The sequence below is a fragment of the Mesorhizobium sp. M1428 genome (genome assembly GCF_040317515.1).
Taxonomy (GTDB): Bacteria; Pseudomonadota; Alphaproteobacteria; order Rhizobiales; family Rhizobiaceae; genus Mesorhizobium.
On record NZ_JAMYKT010000011.1, the window covers coordinates 142,549 to 157,164 of the forward strand.

The 14,616-nt window shown below is 60.3% G+C and carries 14 protein-coding genes and 3 pseudogenes; 12 read left to right on the top strand and 5 right to left on the bottom strand.

Annotated elements, in window-relative coordinates; translation table 11 throughout:
* Positions 1–38 precede the first annotated feature (38 nt).
* From NKG60_RS17670 to NKG60_RS17680, 3 genes are all read left to right on the top strand, one after another.
* Positions 39–695: an antitoxin Xre/MbcA/ParS-like domain-containing protein gene (locus NKG60_RS17670; RefSeq protein ID WP_352975257.1), complete on the top strand. Its 657-nt coding sequence runs from the start codon at positions 39–41 to the stop codon at positions 693–695.
* A 315-nt stretch (positions 696–1,010) separates the two neighbouring features.
* Positions 1,011–2,162, top strand: coding sequence for a porin (locus tag NKG60_RS17675; RefSeq protein WP_352571074.1), 1,152 nt, complete (start codon positions 1,011–1,013; stop codon positions 2,160–2,162).
* A gap of 101 nt (positions 2,163–2,263) precedes the next feature.
* Positions 2,264–2,476 carry a hypothetical protein gene (locus NKG60_RS17680; RefSeq protein WP_352975258.1) on the top strand — a complete coding sequence of 71 codons (213 nt, stop codon included), beginning with the start codon at positions 2,264–2,266 and terminating at the stop codon, positions 2,474–2,476.
* 244 nt (positions 2,477–2,720) lie between these two features.
* Here NKG60_RS17680 and NKG60_RS17685 read toward each other — a convergent pair whose 3' ends face one another.
* The 3 genes from NKG60_RS17685 to NKG60_RS17695 are packed head-to-tail and all read right to left on the bottom strand — an operon-like array spanning position 2,721 to position 3,517.
* Positions 2,721–3,035, bottom strand: coding sequence for a S46 family peptidase (locus NKG60_RS17685; protein ID WP_352474685.1), 315 nt, complete (start codon positions 3,033–3,035; stop codon positions 2,721–2,723).
* Positions 2,980–3,306: a S46 family peptidase gene (locus tag NKG60_RS17690; RefSeq protein WP_352753194.1), complete on the bottom strand. Its 327-nt coding sequence runs from the start codon at positions 3,304–3,306 to the stop codon at positions 2,980–2,982. The genes NKG60_RS17685 and NKG60_RS17690 overlap by 56 nt, the downstream gene beginning before the upstream one ends.
* Before the next feature lie 34 nt (positions 3,307–3,340).
* A complete protein-coding gene (locus NKG60_RS17695) occupies positions 3,341–3,517 on the bottom strand; it encodes a S46 family peptidase (protein WP_352975259.1) in 177 nt (58 codons plus the stop codon).
* 614 nt (positions 3,518–4,131) lie between these two features.
* Between NKG60_RS17695 and groES the strand changes: the two genes are divergently transcribed.
* From groES to NKG60_RS17735, 8 genes and pseudogenes are all read left to right on the top strand, one after another.
* Positions 4,132–4,428 (top strand): co-chaperone GroES, encoded by a 297-nt coding sequence (groES, locus tag NKG60_RS17700; protein ID WP_352458515.1) that lies wholly within the window; start codon positions 4,132–4,134, stop codon positions 4,426–4,428.
* A gap of 65 nt (positions 4,429–4,493) precedes the next feature.
* Positions 4,494–6,149, top strand: a complete 1,656-nt coding sequence (groL, locus tag NKG60_RS17705) for a chaperonin GroEL (protein ID WP_352515922.1) — start codon at positions 4,494–4,496, stop codon at positions 6,147–6,149.
* A 185-nt stretch (positions 6,150–6,334) separates the two neighbouring features.
* A complete protein-coding gene (locus NKG60_RS17710; RefSeq protein ID WP_352610576.1) occupies positions 6,335–6,490 on the top strand; it encodes a hypothetical protein in 156 nt (51 codons plus the stop codon).
* Positions 6,459–6,608, top strand: coding sequence for a hypothetical protein (locus NKG60_RS17715; protein WP_352711326.1), 150 nt, complete (start codon positions 6,459–6,461; stop codon positions 6,606–6,608). The genes NKG60_RS17710 and NKG60_RS17715 overlap by 32 nt, the downstream gene beginning before the upstream one ends.
* Before the next feature lie 98 nt (positions 6,609–6,706).
* On the top strand, positions 6,707–6,985 hold the full coding sequence (locus NKG60_RS17720) for an ABC transporter permease family protein (RefSeq protein ID WP_352975260.1): 279 nt from the start codon (positions 6,707–6,709) through the stop codon (positions 6,983–6,985).
* A gap of 599 nt (positions 6,986–7,584) precedes the next feature.
* A pseudogene (locus NKG60_RS17725) lies at positions 7,585–8,666 on the top strand (HPP family protein).
* Positions 8,667–10,252: 1,586 nt separating this feature from the next.
* Positions 10,253–11,908, top strand: coding sequence for an MFS transporter (locus tag NKG60_RS17730; protein ID WP_352975261.1), 1,656 nt, complete (start codon positions 10,253–10,255; stop codon positions 11,906–11,908).
* Positions 11,909–11,940: 32 nt separating this feature from the next.
* Positions 11,941–12,483: pseudogene (locus NKG60_RS17735) on the top strand (ABC transporter transmembrane domain-containing protein); the annotation flags it as partial.
* Here the strand turns inward: NKG60_RS17735 and NKG60_RS17740 are convergent.
* On the bottom strand, positions 12,458–13,057 hold the full coding sequence (locus tag NKG60_RS17740) for a cold-shock protein (protein ID WP_352975262.1): 600 nt from the start codon (positions 13,055–13,057) through the stop codon (positions 12,458–12,460). The pseudogene NKG60_RS17735 and the gene NKG60_RS17740 overlap by 26 nt on opposite strands.
* Before the next feature lie 279 nt (positions 13,058–13,336).
* Positions 13,337–13,486 (bottom strand): annotated as a pseudogene (locus tag NKG60_RS17745) (3-methyl-2-oxobutanoate hydroxymethyltransferase); the annotation flags it as partial.
* Between the two features lie 170 nt (positions 13,487–13,656).
* Between NKG60_RS17745 and NKG60_RS17750 the strand changes: the two are divergent.
* A complete protein-coding gene (locus tag NKG60_RS17750) occupies positions 13,657–14,616 on the top strand; it encodes an NUDIX hydrolase (RefSeq protein WP_352975264.1) in 960 nt (319 codons plus the stop codon).

Below are 14,616 nucleotides of genomic sequence, written 5' to 3' on the forward strand. Positions count from 1 at the left end.
GGAGGCTTGCTGAGGGAATGCTATTGGGAAAGCCAGATATGTCCGCGTCGAGTGATCTTGGGGATGAAAAGCGCCAGACCGAGCTTTCAAGCTTTGTCATGAGGGAGGTGCAGCGCATTCTTGCCCAATGCGATGAGGCGAAGCAGGGTGACAAGGCTGCTGTTGCGCCTTCTGGTTCTCCTTCCAACGAATTGACCGTCGTGGCCGCCGAATTTCTTGGTAGGCTCGAGGCCGAAGCAGCGCGACGGCTAAACGCCCAGGCGGGTGAAATCGCTTCGCGACCACGGGCAGCCGATCATCCGCTCGGGCATCCGGTTCTGAAAGATTGCCCGAGAGAAGGCGCGCGCATTGCAGAATGGGCCGGTCCAGTTGCGGGGTCGACGCATCTCGAGAGACGTTTTGGAATACCGCGGTCCACTTTGTATTGGTGGCAGCAACACAATGATGTGGTTGCCTTTCGGAGAGGCTCCCGTAAGCATGTATTTCCCCTAGCTCAGTTCATCGACGGCAGGCCTATGCCCGAAATCAGGCAGGTCCTTTCCTCGATCTCCGATCCCAGACTGGCTTGGCTGTGGCTGATCAGCCCCTCGCCTCTTCTCAAGGGTCGCGTCCCTATCGAATTGCTCAGAGAAGGTATGAACACAGAAGTTGTTACATCCGCCGCCCAGGCTGTTTCTCTGATTGAATCTATCTGACAATTGGCCGGATGCCGATGGCTGTCCGCGCATTATGTAAGTGCGCACAAGCAGATGTACCAATTGTGCGATTTGTGCAAATGTATAGTTGTTCAATTTGTGCAAGTAATACGGTAGATTTAGTGGCAATAATGCAACGGATACTTCTATATATGGTTGGCAAACGGAATTTGAACTTGCACTAATTCGCCCAGCGAATAGCGTTCGAGCCGGGAAGGATGCATCGCGATGCGCATCTTTTTCGATCGTGGGGACCGGGAGCGGTTCGTCCATCGACGTCCTCGCCCTTTTCAATTCATTGAATGGAGATCAATTATGAACATCAAGAGCCTTCTTCTCGGCTCAGCTGCGGCTCTGATCGCAGCTTCCGGTGCTCGCGCCGCCGACGCGGTGACGGTCGCCGAGCCGGAACCGGCTGAATACGTCAAGATCTGCGACGTATATGGCTCGGGCTACTTCTACATCCCCGGCACCGAAACCTGCCTGCGCATCGGCGGCTATGTCCGTTACGACATCAGCGCTGGCGACGTTGGCTCCTACGACGGGGCGCGGACCCACGACGTCCAAGACGGCAGCGACCAGGGCACCTGGCGCAAGAACGCCCGCTTTGACCTAAGGACTTGGACCGGCCAGGAAACCGAACTCGGTACTTTGAAGACATACACCGAGACCAAATTCAATTTCGGTAACCGCAACGCCTATTCGGGTCCCGACAGTCCCCAGAACTATGCCTTCAACAGGGGCATCACACTAAACTTCGCCTGGATCCAGCTCGGTGGCCTTCGCGTCGGCAAGGACGAATCGGCGTTCGATACGTTTATCGGCTATGCCGGCAACGTCCTCAACGATACGCTCGTTCCCTACGGCGATTTCGACACCAACGTCGTGCAGTACTACTTCGACGCCGGCAATGGCTTCTCCGCCGTCGTATCGCTCGAAGAGGGTTCTGGCGTCGTCGGCACGATCGACAGCTACGTTCCGCATCTTGTCGGCGGCGTGAAGTACACGCAGGGCTGGGGCGCCATCAGCGGCGTCGTGGCTTACGACAGCAACTACGAAGAGGTAGCCGGCAAGGTCCGCTTGGATGTGAACGCCACCAACGAACTGTCCCTTTTCATTATGGCTGGCTATGGGACCGACGACAACCTAACCGATGGGACCTACGCCATTCCTGCCGGCGGCCGCGGCTTCTACAAGCAGTGGGGTGGCAACTGGGCCGTCTGGGGCGGCGGCACCTACAAGTTCAACGAGAAGACCTCTTTCAACCTTCAGGCGGCGTATGACGAGTGGAAGAACCTCGGCATTGCCGCCAATGTCGCCTACGATATCGTTCCTGGTCTGACGATCACGGCCGAAGTCGACTATCTCCACGCTGGCAAGTTCGGCGATGTGGACTTCTCTAACTGGACCAATGCCGACAAGAAGAACAGCGTCGGCGGTCTCCTCCGCTTCCAGCGCTCGTTCTGAGGATTGAAGAGCCCGTTGCCGCGTTCGAAGCGGTAACTGCGAGCCTTCAATTCGCGGCTGAACCATTGTGGTGAGGCTTGTAGAGGTTTTCGGCGAATTGCTTGATCACGGACCTCCAATCCGAGCATTTCGTCGATGAGAAGGGCGCCCTGTTCCCGGGCGCCCTTTTTTTAAGGGTTATCATCAGACTTTCTCCCGGGGGAACTGTGGGTAAGAAACAACGCATCGTCCTGCTGGCAGCTGTTTTGGCGTCTGCCTTTGGCTTTTTTTTGCTGATCCTGATCCTGCAGATGGTCAGTTTTTTGGTTGACTAGGCACGCGCAAGCAGGATGGATCGCGCAGAGACACGCGGAAGTTTTTTTCGCCAGCGAAACCCCGACGGCCTGATGGGGAGTCACGCCAGCAGGGTGGGCGCCACGTCCAGTGCCACCGACCATGCGAGATGCCGATCGTTGGCGCGTCTGTCAGTTCGCGCGGCCATATTCATTCTGGTGCCGATCTGTTGCCTTTTCTGCTCTTCCCATGCGTTTTAGGCCGAGCCATTTGTGAAGCGGGCGGTCAATGGATCTGCGCCTCGCGATTGCCTGCCGTTGCCTGGTTGATCTGGGCGGCATAATCCGAGAGCGAACGCTGCAACCGCGGTTCGAATTGCGCGAAGTTGAACCGGACTTCATCCGCCGTCAGGAACTGGTGGGTTGCGCCGGGAAAGCCGGCGACCATCACAAGGTCGCCTTCCTTGATGCCTTCACAGGCTATGGGTAGCCAACTCTTCGGCCGGTAAGGCACATTGTCGCGCGCATATGGCCGGGAGGAACCATCAGGAGCGACATAGGCGCGATAAAAGCCGAAGTCGCCTGTGTGGCGCGGCCACATCCAATTGTCCGTTTCGCCGCCGAAGGTTACCGATGCCGAGCGCGGGCGCATAGACAAGGCGCACGTCCTCGATTTCGAGCTTCTGCTGGAGATAGTAGGAGGCGCCGCCATAATAGGCCCCTACGTCGCAGCGGCGATTGGGCTGTCCTTCACATGCGGCGATCAGGGCCTTGCGGTTCGTGGCGAGCCGCTCATAGCGGGCAAACTCATTCAGCTTATCCGAGACGCTCTTGAGCATTTCGGCGGTCACATCCCGCACGTCCTCGATCACATAGATTCGGCTGCCTGGCGCCGCGGGCAATTCTTCACCCAGGGCTCTTCGCCAGAAAGCCGTCTGTGAGATAGTCCTGGCCCTCCTTGCTGTGGTATTGGATGGATTCGAACACGCAGTGATGATTGGTTGCGACCAGCCCTTGTGGACTGATGAACGAGGCGGAGCATCCGCCCAGTGATACGATCGCGTTGAGCGCGTCAGCGTCCAAACGGCCCAGCTGGGCGGGATCGATCTGGAGCCCATCCGCGCCGCATGGCCGCGCCCACTTCCGCAGTCTGGCCCGGCATCCACATACCTTCGTCCGCCGACGTAGCGGTGACCGTCCAGAGCAAGGCGATGGCAGTTGCTTCGGCCAAACATTTCAAATTCGAGTTCATGCTGACCTGTCGCTCTCATCTTGCCTCCTGTTCTCCGCAGATTGGATTGGTGACTATCGGGATGGCCGGAGTCCTGGCGCCCGCGCGGCGGCCAACACCGTAAAGACCGAGTGGACCCGTTAACCGCAAGAGTCCTGATGGCGCTCACCTCTCATATTTGTCGCGCGCAACGTTTGCGGATCATCCGCTGCACCTATCGTGCCAAATGAATAAAGCCTTCAATTACAAATGGTGAGCCGCCTCATCCATGTCCGATCTCCGACGTCGTTCACGTAAAAGGCTCGGTGCTTCCACGCTCTTTTGCTCTTCGCCCGTCCCTCTTCCGTCTTGACTAGCAGGAGCCTACGGCCTATCTCACTGCCGCGTTAGCACTCGCTTCTGGTGAGTGCTAACCACGCTCCGGCAACGGAGAACCGTTCAACATCCGCACCAGGGAAATCCAAAAATGGCAAAGTCGAATTTCCGGCCGCTGCATGACCGCGTGGTCGTTCGCCGCGTCGAGTCCGAAGCGAAGACCGCCGGCGGGATCATCATCCCCGATACGGCTAAGGAAAAGCCGCAGGAAGGCGAGATCATCGCCGTCGGTTCCGGCGCCCGTGACGAGGTCGGCAAGCTCGTCCCGCTGGACGTCAAGGCCGGCGACCGCATCCTGTTCGGCAAGTGGTCGGGCACCGAAGTCAAGCTCAACGGCGAAGACCTTCTGATCATGAAGGAAGCGGACATCATGGGCGTCATCGGCTGACACGCCGCCGCCTTTCATCCGCACCATCCAATCTGAATTTCGGGCGAAATGCCCAGGAGTAAAAAATGGCTGCCAAAGACGTAAAATTCTCCCGCGACGCTCGTGAGCGCATGCTGCGCGGCGTCAACATCCTCGCCGACGCGGTGAAGGTCACGCTCGGCCCCAAGGGCCGCAACGTCGTCATCGACAAGTCGTTCGGCGCACCGCGCATCACCAAGGACGGCGTCACCGTCGCCAAGGAAATCGAGCTTGAGGACAAGTTCGAAAACATGGGCGCGCAGATGGTCCGCGAAGTTGCTTCGAAGACCAACGACATCGCCGGCGACGGCACCACCACCGCGACCGTTCTGGCACAGTCGATCGTCCAGGAAGGCCACAAGTCGGTTGCCGCCGGCATGAACCCGATGGACCTCAAGCGCGGCATCGACCTCGCCGTCGCCGACGTCGTCGCGACGCTGATCAAGAACGCCAAGAAGATCAAGACCTCGGAAGAGGTTGCCCAGGTCGGCACCATCGCCGGCAATGGCGACGTGTCGGTCGGCTCGATGATCGCGGAAGCGATGCAGAAGGTCGGCAATGAGGGCGTCATCACCGTCGAGGAAGCAAAGACCGCCGAGACCGAGCTTGAAGTCGTTGAAGGCATGCAGTTCGACCGCGGCTATCTCTCGCCCTATTTCGTCACCAATGCCGAGAAGATGGTTGCGGATCTGGAAGACGCCTACATTCTTCTCCACGAGAAGAAGCTCTCCAACCTGCAGGCCATGCTGCCGATCCTCGAGGCTGTCGTGCAGACCTCGAAGCCGCTGGTCATCATCTCGGAAGATGTCGAAGGCGAGGCCCTGGCCACGCTGGTCGTCAACAAGCTGCGCGGTGGCCTGAAAATCGCCGCCGTCAAGGCGCCGGGCTTTGGTGATCGCCGCAAGGCCATGCTGGAAGACATCGCCATCCTCACCGGTGGCCAGGTCATTTCCGAAGACCTCGGCATCAAGCTCGAGAATGTCGGCCTGAACATGCTCGGCCGCGCCAAGAAGGTGTCGATCTCCAAGGAGAACACCACCATCGTCGACGGCGCCGGCAAGAAGGAAGAAATCCAGGGCCGCGTCGCCCAGATCAAGCAGCAGATCGAGGAGACCACCTCGGACTACGACAAGGAGAAGCTGCAGGAACGTCTCGCCAAGCTGGCGGGCGGCGTTGCCGTCATCCGCGTCGGCGGTGCGACCGAGATCGAAGTCAAGGAAAAGAAGGACCGCGTCGATGACGCCCTCAACGCGACCCGCGCGGCCGTCGAAGAAGGCATCGTTCCCGGCGGCGGCGTCGCCCTGCTGCGCGCTTCGCTGGCCATCACCGTCACTGGCGCCAACTCCGACCAGACCGCCGGCATCGCCATCGTGCGTCGCGCGCTGCAGGCTCCGGCCCGTCAGATCGCGGCCAACGCCGGTGCGGAAGCATCGATCGTTGCCGGCAAGATCCTTGAGAACAAGGGGGCAACCTTCGGCTACAACGCCCAGACCGGCGAATATGGCGACATGATCGCCATGGGTATCGTCGATCCGGTCAAGGTTGTGCGCACGGCTCTGCAGGACGCGGCCTCGGTCGCCGGCCTGCTGGTCACCACCGAAGCTATGATCGCCGAGGCTCCGAAGAAGGAGTCGGCTGGCGGCGGCATGCCGGCTGGTATGCCCGGCGGTGGCATGGGCGGCATGGGCGGTATGGATTTCTAATCCAGCCCCCTATCAACCTACAGCGGAAAGGGCGGCAGCAATGCCGCCCTTTTTTGTGTGCCGAGCATGATCGACAGCTTGGAGGTGCAAGTCCTCTACCCAGCTGATGGCGGCGAAGCGCAACGGCGTCGTCGTGAGACGGGTCTGGCCGTGTCCTTTCGTTCAGCCGCTGGTCGAAACTCACGATGATCGTGCTGCCTTCCGCCGTGCCGTGGATCTTTACAGGGCTGCGAGAAGGCCTTGCCAACGGCTGGCAGACCCTGGTTGCGGTAGAACTCATCGCATCGTTCGAAGGGCTCCAATTACCTGATGGCCTATGGTCGTCAGCTCTTTCAATTTGAACTCGTTCTTTCGGCCATGATCGTGGTCGGCCTGACCGAATTGGTGATCCACGGCCTGCTCACGCTTGCCGAAAACTATCTGCAACGCTGGCGTCCGGAGACCCCACGATCAGCCTGATCACGATTGCAGGTCGGGATAGGCTGTCGCACGGCGCTTCCATCGCACCGCCGGCCTTCCGCTTCATCGGCCGACATCTGCGGCCGCTTGCGGTGTCGATGGCGCTGCTCGCGATTTGGGAGTTGCTCGCCCATGCCGGCGCTGCTGACCCACGTTTTCTACCGCGGCTGGGAGAGGTGGCGGCCCGCGGCATGGCAGAGTTCAGCCGAGGTGGTCTCGGCTCCAATCTTCTGGCGAGCCTGGAACGTGACCTGATCGGTTTCGTGTGTGGCAGTGTGGCGGAATCGCGCTTGGTCCGGCGATCGGATTTTCCCGCCTTTATCGAACGCCTGAGAGGCTCGTGGTCGCGGTTGTGTTACCGCTATTACGTGACCTAATCACGTTGACGATGCCAGCACCTTCATTGGCCACTTTCTGGACCATGTACGTCACATCAGGCTCCCCCGCCCGATCGACACGAGCCGGCTCTGTAACCACGCCGCCGTCATATAGCGGTTCCACGACGGCACTGGCGGCAGTCGTCTTCTCAGCGGCTACTGGTGGACGTTTCAGCAGCCAACGAATCCGATGGTGGCAAGGACAGGCAGACCAAGCACCGCGTAGAAGCCGTACTCCGCTGGAGTTCGCCTCGGAAGTGGAGCGACAAGGGCCTGATTTGTCTTGCCATGCCGACATTGTCAGCACGCTTTTCGAAGCCTCTGAATTCCTTAGTGTCCATCCCAGCTCGACCTCCGACCATCCCCATTTCCGGCTGCCCGCGGCACGGCAGCCCTTGGCCTCTAGCTGCGCTCGAGCGGATCAGCGTGCCGTCCGCCTCCTCTGGCTGATCAAAATGTCTGCACCCATTTGGCAATGGCCGCTTCGCGCAAAAGTTTTCCCCCGTGAGCCGACTTTCCGAATTGGCTTAACTTCCAAATCTGTGGCTTTGCCTGCATTGCGGAGCGCGGAGTTCCGACCACTCGCCCAAGGGTATGCCATGGCGTTTCGTCTCTTTGTTCCGATCCTTGCCGGTGCAACGCTGCGCGAGCGGCTGCTCGCCTGCATCGGGGCCATGATCGGCATCGCATTGACTGGCGTGATCAGTGCGCTGGCGAACGGGTCTGGCCCACATGTCGCACTGCTGGTTGCTCCAATGGGAGCATCGGCCGTGCTGCTCTTTGCCGTGCCTTCAAGCCCGCTGGCGCAACCTTGGTCGATTATCGGTGGCAATACGATTTCGGCGCTGGTCGGGGTGACCGTGGCGCATTTCGTGCATGAACCCGTTCTTGCTACCGGCATTGCGGTGGCGCTGGCCATCGCCGCCATGTCGTTCACGCGCTGCCTGCATCCGCCGGGTGGCGCCGCCGCCTTAACTGCGGTGTTCGGCGGACCGGCCGTCTTCAGCTCGGGCTTGCTGTTTCCCTTCGTTCCGGTAGCGCTGAACTCGATCGTGCTGGTCGCACTCGGCTACGGCATCCATAAAATGTCGCGGCGCAACTATCCGCATGTGGCGGCCCCCGCCCTTAAAAGCGCGCATGGAACCATCGATCCGCCCGCGCGGGAGCGGGTCGGCTTCCAGCCCGAGGATATCGATGCCGCGCTCGGCGCGCTGGAGGAAACCTTCGATATCGACCGCAACGATCTTGAGCGGCTGCTACGGCAGGTCGAGTTGCAGGCGATGGTGCGCTCCCACCGGACCCTGCTGTGCGAGGACATCATGTCGCGCGATGTGATTTCGGTCGATGAACATGCGCCGCCGACCACGCGCGTCATTTGCTGCTCGATCACAACATCCGGACGCTGCCGGTGACCGACGCCGAGGGCGGGCTGGTCGGTGTAGTTGGCCTGCGCGAGCTGACGAAGGCGACCGACACGGTGAGGGCTGTGATGTCGAAGGCTAGCACCGCCTCTCCCGATACGCCGGCGATGAGCCTGCTGCCGGTGCTCACCGACGGCCGCAGCCATGCCGTGGTCATCATCGATACCGAGCGACGCATTATTGGGCTGATCACCCAGACCGACCTGCTGGCAGCGGCAGCGCGCGTGCACATGGCCGACACAACGCTGGCAGCGGCATAAAATAGTGATCCGGACTTGCTCAATCCGGGAACCCGATGGGGCGCCAATAGGATAGCGGTATTAAGTGCGGCCTTCCGCCTAAGACAATTCCTTTTTACGAGTAGATCAACCCTGAAACGCGACCGCGTGCTCAGGCATCTGGTTCACGTAGGCCAAGTACGACTGCAACAACGGAACACTCTTCAACCTTGCCGGTGGCCAGAGCCAGTCCGCTATGTCGACCAAAGGCGCGGACTACAAATGGAACCATCTGGTGGACCGCTCCTCTGCAACGATGGTAGCGCGGTTCGCATGTCCAAGGCTGGCTTGAAGCTCTACGTCGCGGGTTGAATGATCCTTGGCAAGGGTCGCGGCTCAGACGCCGAGGACGCGGTTCGCAATTCCATGCAGGTGGTCCTTTACTTTGGTTCCTGCATTTCGCCTATGGTGAGGCGCCGCCGACTCCCGTCATGCATCACGCCGACGACCGGTGGCTTCCTCGCCGCGCCAAGGGTTTGACTAGGCCGACGATAGACCATGCGATAAGCAATTCCGAAACGATGTGGCTTCCTTGCGCCAAGTCGGCTCTGTCGAACAGCGATGTCAACATGATCCTGAGTTCCGAGGGTTCGCCGCGCATCAATCCTATAACCTTGATGACGTTCCTGACTAGGAGGATGAGGCTGCTCCAACACGTCCACGGTGTTAGGAATTGCCATTGCACGAGTTGATCTCGGACTTCTTCGTCGCGCATCGCCAATTTCCAGCCCAATACCGCGCCTAGGCTTGGTACCCCGACCACACGGCCTATCGCCCTCATGCCCGCTTCGAGGACCCTCCAGGATCGGGCCTGTTCGGATAGGTGTGGGAGGCCGAGGCATCAGAGGGAACGGCCAGACGCTACCATGAGGATGCGCCATCTGCCGAAGAGCCGTACCGTTACCTTCGTCACTGTGCGGAACGCGGGGCGACCATCGCTTCAGCCATCCGGCTTTGGGTGTCATTTCTCCCCTGGCGGAGTCCACCGCCCCCGACAAAAGCCTGACCTTTGCCAGTCTTCTACGGGCAAGCGTTCGCGCCAAAAGTTCAAAGCCGCGTCCATAACATTCAACAATGAAAGCCAGCCTCATCAGATCGAGCAGAAAGTCGTCGATGGCATGTGTGAGCGCGTCAGACTTTTGTTCAAGCTGAAGCAGCAACGCGCGCGCCTCTTCGATCGCGGCCCGGCAACCGTCTGCGTTTATCAGGAATCAATCCTGTCTAAGATCTGCAAGCCCTCACCTCGCCCCAAGCCAGACTCAGCGCATCGAACGCCGTTGGAGAGAGTTTCCGACGAAAGAACATCGTCGCGTTTCGCGAAAAGGCATCGCTCGGCAAAGTGCCCGTTGATGAAGCATGCTGCGTCAAACGACAAGCAAGAATCCGGGCTCCACCCCGTGATGTCTTCGAAGGCGGGGTGAGCCGGCTCGGGCATGCGTCTCGGCCGCAACCCTTAATCACGAGGAACTGTGCCGCAAGGCAAACAGTTTCTCTCTATTCTTCTAGCCGCCACGGTTCAGCCTAGATTACATGGGAAACGGCAATAACGCAAAGCAAAGGTTGGCAAAATGAGTAGGGTGGCTGGATCAAATGATGATTTGGCTGCACCAACGACCTTTGCGCCACTTTTGCAGCCCACCTTTCGTTCGATCTGGCTCGCCACGCAAGTCTCGAGCCTCGGCTGGTTGATGCAGACTGTTGCCATCAGTTGGCTGATGGCTACCATCTCGACTTTCGATCTGATGGTTGCGCTGGTGCAGGCTTCATCGAACCTGCCCGCTTTCATTTTGTCCGTGTTCGCCGGGGTTCTCGCTGACAATTTCAGCCGTCGCAGGGTTATGTTCGCGGGCCGCTGCCTTATGGTGATAGCATCTGCGATGCTGACCGCTGTTGTAGCGCTGGGCTTTCTCGACCCATGGATGATTCTCGGCTTCAGCTTTTTAATCGCATGCGGCGGCGCTCTCAACGATCCCGCCTGGCAGGCGTCGGTTGGCGATATGGTGGACCGGCGCGATGTTCCCGCTGCCGTTACCCTGCTTTCCGTTGGCTTCAACACCGTACGGACCGTGGGCCCGGCGCTCGGCGGCATCGTGGTTGCCTCCTTCGGGCTTTTGGCCGCTTTTACCGTGACCACCCTCACCTATTTGGTACCCTTGGCCACCATATGGCGCTGCAAGTGGAAGGTCCGCTCGTCGCCTCTTCCGCGCGAGTCGATGAGGAGGGCCATCTATGACGGGCTGCGCTTCACGGCGATGTCATCGGAAATCAAAGCGGCGATCGCACGCGGAACCCTCTTTGGCCTGGCGAGCATCGCCATACTCGCGCTGCTGCCGCTGATTGTCCGCGACCAGTTGGGAGGAGGCCCGCTCGCCTATGGCACGCTCATGGCAGGTTTCGGAACAGGCGCGGTCTTCGCCGGCCTCTCCAACAGCCTGTTCAGACGGAGCTTGTCGCAAGAACAGCTGATGAGGCTCTCCTGCGTCGCCTGCGCGGCGTGCTCCCTCTCCCTGGCGCTTACCTCTTCGATCGGCGTGGCGGCAATTGCACTTGCTTTGGGCGGCGCAGGCTGGGTCACTGCCTGGTCCGGGGTTGGCGTGAGCGTGCAGCTGGCAAGCCCGCGCTGGGTCGTGGGGCGCACGATCTCCATCTACTATGCATTGATAGACGGCGGCATAGCGGCCGGCAGCTGGGTCTGGGGCACCGTTTCCCAGAACCATTCGCTGACCTGGGCGCTAGAGGGTTCCGCTGCGGCCCTGCTGCTCGTTGCTGCAGCCGGCGTTCTGTTTCCTCTTCGCGAGCGCCGCGAGTCCGAGCCCGATCCTTTGGAGGAATTCGACGCCCCAGCTGTCGCTCTCAGTTTGAAGCCGAGAAGCGGCCCGATCGTGGTCAAGATCGAATATCTGATAGCCGAGAGAAATGTCGAGGCCTTCCTCGACCTCATGCGGCAGCGGCGTCATGTACACAGCCGCGTCGGTGCTCGGAACTGGACGCTCCAGCGCAACCTTCAGAAGCCTATGCAGTGGACAGAAACGTTCCGCACGCCGACCTGGACCGACTACCTTCGCCTCAATCATCGTCTCACGGAAGTAGACAAGGAACTGGACGAGCGTGTCTTCCAGTTACACGCGGGAGAGGAAGCGCCTCAAATGACGCTTTCCATTGAGCGCCCGACAAGCTCGGCCCGGAAACCCGACCAGTCAATCCTTCACCTTCCCCGTCATTGAAGCCTGACCTTCCCATATCTGGGCATCAGCGATCGTTAAAGATCCGGGTGATGGATGAGAATCTCGGCGGCATCCGTGTCGTGCGTGCCTTCGCCGCGCAGCCGCACGAGCTGGAAAAGTTCGACGGCGCCAAGCAGGACGCGCCTTGATCTCGCCAATGAGCGCGTCGACATCCGTGTCGGCAACACCAGCGCCATGAATTTCTCGTTCCTGACCGCCATGGGCCTGGTCTCGGTGGCCAGAAAGTGATCGCAGGTCAAATCAGCGTCGGCACGCTGGCCCTGTTGCTCACCTTCATGACCATTCTGCAGATGCCGGTGCGCTAGCTCGGATTGATGGTCAACTCGTTCGCGCGCGCCTCGACCTGCGGCACGCGGCTCTTCGAGTTGCTCGACGCCGAACTTGACATCGAGGACGCGGCGGGCGCCAGGGATCTCGTCGTCACCGACGGCGTGCTGCGCTTCGACAATGTCGGTTTCTGCTACGCGGGCTCGGGCGGCCGCCCGACGCTCTCCGGCATCTCCGTCGAGGCGAGCAATGCATCGCCGTCTAGGCAAGGCGAATGCTCCGGACTTCCCAGCCTTTCTTGCCTTGCCCGCATTCGACAAACACCTTCTGTCCCGCTACCAGCACGCTGAGCCCTGAGCGCGTCAGGGCGCTGGCATGAACGAAGACGTCCTTCTCACCGTTGTCAGGAGCAATGAAGCCGAAGCCCTTTTCGGGTTTGTACCACTTGACCGTGCCCCCGCTCTCCAGCTGCGCACCGGTTTCAACGAAGGTCCCTCCAGCGACGCGCGTATGTGACGGAGTTTTCGCGCGGTGATCGCCGATCTCCAGCACCTGCGCGACTTGATGACCTTTTGGACTTTTTTCGACCGTGATCTTGAGAGGCGTTCCCGCGGCAACATCCCGGCTTCCGGCCGCCTCTAACACTCGCACGTGCAGATAGGCCTCCGTGCCGTCCGACAGTTTGACGAAGCCAAAACCCTTGCTGACTGTGAACCACAATACCTCCGCATCGACAGGATCTGCCACCACGGTCGGCGGGCGCTGAAAATAGCTTGGCTCGGAAGTCCGTTCCGAAAAGGAAACGGGGTCATCGTCATAGCGATGCCGGCGTGGCTCGCGATGGTCTCGATATTTGCCCATGATCATCTCGACTGGCATGGATGGCGCACTGCGCTACCGTCAAGATAATCTCAATCGGGCGACGCGTTTATGTCAAAAAGGCCGTGAAGACCGCAGCTGTGCCCGGCCTATCGGCCGAACCCTTTGAAACTAGATTCATTTCCCCTGAAACAATAGTGCCGCCGAGTCGATTTACTGACTCGCATAGGTTGTGTTGGAGTGAGAGTGCGATGATGCTGGCGCGGGCGCACTGGAAGGGCTTTATCAGGCATTGCGGAAAGCCTGCTCCGGGTTTCTTCAAAAGGAACCGAACGGCGGGTCGACGACCATTTGCGCCGGCTCCAGCCACGGGGCAGGCCTGACCGTGCATGATCATCATCTCCAGCGTCACGCCCGGCGTCGACGCCAAGCCGTGGAGAACCATGCCGCGCTGTCGCCGACGAGAACAACGGCCTCCTTCCCCAAGCACGGATGTCGCGTTGGCACTTTTTGTGCAGCTGCGAAGAGCTAAAGTCGCCACGACGGGTGGTGTTGACGCGCCGACAATTATCAGACAAAAACGGAATTCAATCGGTTCAGCCGCCTACGCGGCAGGGCTCTGCTCAACGACGTCGGGGACCATGGACGATCGCGCAAAAGGGATTAGGAAAGGCGGAGCTGGAGGCAAGGCCAACGACGTCAATGCGGACTTGATCGCCGTTGTGGTCGCCATGGACAGCAGCGCCCCCTGCGTTCTGACCATCCCGCAGGCAAACGCCCTGCCCTCCGGCCCGTTCGAGCTTGCTCACCGTTCGCTGCAGTCGGGCCTCAGGGGATGGGTGGAACAACAGACCGGCCAGCCGCTCGGCTATATCGAACAGCTCTACACCTTCGCCGATCGCGACAGGGTTGGCGCTGACGACCGCGTGGTCTCTATCAGCTATCTGGCGCTCACCCACCAAGACGAAGCTGGCGACCCGGCCGGGCACTGGGGAAGCTGGTACGACTATTTCCCGTGGGAGGATCACCGCTCCGGCACACCGGCGGTCGTGTTGGACGAATTGCGGCCGCGCCTGATGGAATGGGCGGATGGCACTGACGACGGTACGACACGCCTCGACCGACGACGGCGGGCGGCGATCGCCTTCGGCTTTGACGACCGCCATTGGAACGAGGAACTCGCGCTTCAACGTTATGAGCTGCTCTACGAAGCCGCCCTGGTGGAGGAAGCAATACGCGCCGGACATTCCGCTGCGCCCACCTCGGTGTCGGGCAGATCGATGATCGCCGATCATCGTCGCATCCTGGCGACCGGCATTGCGCGGCTGCGCTCCAAGATCAAATACCGGCCGGTCGTATTCGAACTGATGCCGCCGGTCTTCACGCTTTTGCAGCTGCAGCGCACCGTGGAGGCGCTTGCCGGCAGGCTCGTGCGTAAGCCGAACTTTCGCCGGCTGATCGAGCAGCAGGAGCTGGTCGAGGAGACCGGTGAGACAACCGCGGAAACCGGCGGCCGGCCGGCGCAACTTTATCGCTTCCGTCACGCCGTTCTCGACGAGAGGGTGATAGCCGGAACAAAATTACCGCTCTCGCGGGCTTGA